This window comes from Arthrobacter sp. 05L45_2 (assembly GCF_056397525.1).
Map to the genome: position 1 here is coordinate 1 of NZ_JBFTNO010000272.1, position 3,023 is coordinate 3,023.

Annotated in this window: 5 protein-coding genes; all 5 read left to right on the top strand. The window is 60.0% G+C overall.

Features of this window, described 5'->3' with window-relative positions; translation table 11 throughout:
- On the top strand, positions 1–396 hold a 396-nt coding region (locus tag AC1DHD_RS15235; RefSeq protein WP_476880520.1), incomplete at its 5' end, for a hypothetical protein.
- Entirely contained in the window at positions 393–563 is a 171-nt protein-coding gene (locus AC1DHD_RS15240; protein ID WP_476880521.1) for a hypothetical protein, read from the top strand. The genes AC1DHD_RS15235 and AC1DHD_RS15240, both read left to right, overlap by 4 nt.
- Before the next feature lie 2 nt (positions 564–565).
- Entirely contained in the window at positions 566–820 is a 255-nt protein-coding gene (locus AC1DHD_RS15245) for a hypothetical protein (protein WP_476880522.1), read from the top strand.
- 19 nt (positions 821–839) lie between these two features.
- The gene (locus tag AC1DHD_RS15250; protein ID WP_476880523.1) at positions 840–1,589 is read left to right on the top strand and encodes a hypothetical protein; all 750 of its coding nucleotides are present in this window, start codon (positions 840–842) and stop codon (positions 1,587–1,589) included.
- Between the two features lie 705 nt (positions 1,590–2,294).
- Positions 2,295–2,828, top strand: a complete 534-nt coding sequence (locus AC1DHD_RS15255; protein ID WP_476880524.1) for a DUF4352 domain-containing protein — start codon at positions 2,295–2,297, stop codon at positions 2,826–2,828.
- Positions 2,829–3,023: the final 195 nt, after the last annotated feature.

Below are 3,023 nucleotides of genomic sequence, written 5' to 3' on the forward strand. Positions count from 1 at the left end.
GCGATGAACGGCTACACGTCGTCGCTGGACTTTGCCTACGGCCCCGAGTTCAAGATGGCGCCCGTCGACTATTCGCTGGACTGTTCAGGTCGTCTCTGCGTCCTGATTGACAACCGCGTCATGGACAAGAACATGTACCACCGGCTCCCTGAACACCGTGACTGGGATTCCCTCATCCGCCAAGAGTTCGCCGTCGTGGGCCGGGTTGCACTGACCCCCGGCATTCTCGACCTCGTCGTCGTCAGCGAACTCGACGGCGATCTCCGCTCGGCCTTTATGCACCGTAGCCAGTTGCGGGACGCGCCCGAAAAGGTGCGGGCATTTTTCTACTACTGCTTTGAACGCGCACCGATCATCACCCTCCAGGAAGACCGAAACAAAAGGAGCACCAAGTGAACGTCAAAGAATCAATGGCCGCCTACCGCGACGGAACATTCGAGAAGAAGACCAAAGCCAGCGCAGAACGCCGCGAGGCCACTCGCAAAGACACCAAACCCAAAGGACTCGTCCAAAAGGGCCGCGAACTGTACGAATCCATGAACCCCACTAAGAAGGAGCAGTAACCATGTCCATCACATCCAACGCCTTTGACCGTCTCCCCGGCTACGCCGAACACGCCGCAGCCGACCAGCGCATCAAGGACGAGATCGCCCGGAACCGGGCATCCGAGTTCGATGCGCCCATCAATTCGGCGGACTTCGCAGACGTAGCGCTGTCCGGTGACGAGTTTCCGAGCGACCCCCCCCCGCCACAACGAGCAGATCCGCAACGAACGCTTGAACGTGGCCGCWCGCGGCGAACTGCTCAAGAACGCCGCTAAGGACATACAGCGTCGCAGGATGGAGATCATTTGCGACCACTCGGGTGAAGCCCTGGCCTACCTCGGAACGGAACTTACTTCGCTCATGGAACAGGTACGATCCGTAAGCAAAACGCTCGGAAACATCCGCAGCGCAGAACAGGTCCTCGACGCCGGTCCTGAGGTASACGCCGCGTGGCGGGAGCGGGGCGACCTCGTCTCCCGCTACTCGGAAATCCGCGACGCTCAGCGCAGCCTCACAACCCCGGGGCTCGGCGACGGCGATGCATTCAAGATCGCTGCCGTTGGCCACATCCGCAACTCACTGGAGCTGGCGGACTATTGGCTCAGCAAGCGTCAGGACGCAGCCTCGGACCGTCCTGCAAACGACCGGCTCGAAGGCGTGCGGAACTTCAACGACTGGCTCGGCAAGGGCGGAACTGCACCGTTCAAGCACAGCACGTCCGCCACTCCGCAGAAGGACACGAACGGCAACCCGATTGACCGCTGGGATTACCTCGTCTGGCTGGCAACCAAAGCTGAACCGTGGGTCCCGACCCCGGCTCAAGTCCTCGAAGCCTTCGAGGCTGCCCACACTGCCGTCGCGGAGACCGACTACAAGAAGTTCCGCACCCAAGAAGCAGCAAGGGACAGGTACTTCGAAGTCGTCGGCGTAGCGCCGCTGGTTGCCTACACCAACGCCCCTAAGGATGATGATGACAAACCCGAGGTGCGCCGGGTGAAGCGCGTCTCATGGGGCGATTCAGCCGCCTTCGCCATGGGACTGTAACCGTCTATAACCCGCGATATCCCGTACCTCTCACCCGGTACGGGGTTTCGTGGTGGATAGCCACCCACTGCAATCGATCATCACGCCCGCAAACGCGCACACAGATCCTATGGAGCGTCCAGCAGACGCCAGCACGTGCGCCCGCGTGTGATTGATCATCGACCGATTATTGGACGCTCACAGACGCGCCTAAGCGACCACGTCTCTCGAACGGTTGCACCCTCGATTCTTTCCTAATGTCGCTACATGGGAACGATCGCATTGGATGGGCGTAACGACGGCAGGTGCCAGTTCTGCGGGGAAGCCATGCCCGAGAATCGCTCCGTGACATGCGCCCGGCGCGAATGTCACAACGCCGCCAAAAGAGCTCGATCCCACGCACGACGGGCGGCCCAACCACCCAAACCCCGCAAGACTCCGCCCAGCGACGACCGTCCCTGGGATTTCCCGCCGGAACTCGACTACCTCGACCAAGACCCCGGTTTCACGGTCGAGCAGTTGGCGACCGCGAAGGGTGACCGCGCCATGCAAAGACTCATTCTCGCCCGCCGATCCGAGCGACGGCACAGGCTCATGAAAAGACTGAGCGAAGTCGGCGTGCTGTCTGCAAGCGCTGAACCGCGCGGATAGGATCGCGGAACGCATAAGGACAACACGCGGGGGACAACGATGGATTTTGAAGCACAGCCGAAGCGCAGGGTCAGTATGAAGGGCATATTCATCGCCGTCATCGTCCTTTGCGCCGTCGCATACCTCGGCAGCACCAGCCGGAGCACTCCATCATCGGACAGCTCCACACCCCAGGCTGTCGCAGATTCAACCGCTGACGCCACTGTCCCAATCGGCAAACCAGCAAAATCCGAACGGTTTGAGTACACAATCACGGGTTACAAGTGCGGCATCCCCACGATCGGCAAAGGCGAGATACTGCGCGAAAATGCCAAGGGCCACTTTTGCCGAGTGTCCGTGAAGGCACAGAACATCTCCAAAAAGACCGAGCGCTTGGACTTCGACGACTTCACTCTCGTCAAAGATGACACCGAGTACAGCACCGACAGTTGGGTCAACATCAAGGCCAGCGAAGGGGACGACACCTCCGGCTTCCTTGACGATATAAACCCCGGACTGGTCGCCTCCGGAAACATCTTCTTCGATGTGCCCAAGAACGTGACGCCGACGACCGCCAAGGTCGACGAGTCCGCCTGGGACAAGACGCTGACGTTCAACTTGGCCAAGTAGTACCGCCTGCCCAGGACTGTCAGTCCCCCGTGGTTGAATCAGTTGTACTTGCAACATAGATGGGGAACTGATGCACCGCACGCGCACCGAAATTGTCGAGTCTCTTAAAGCTTTCGTGACCAGTTGGTCCGGTTACTCAGGGACGGAGCGTGCTGGAGCGCAGACATTCGTCAACCAGCTTGTGCAGGCTTACAC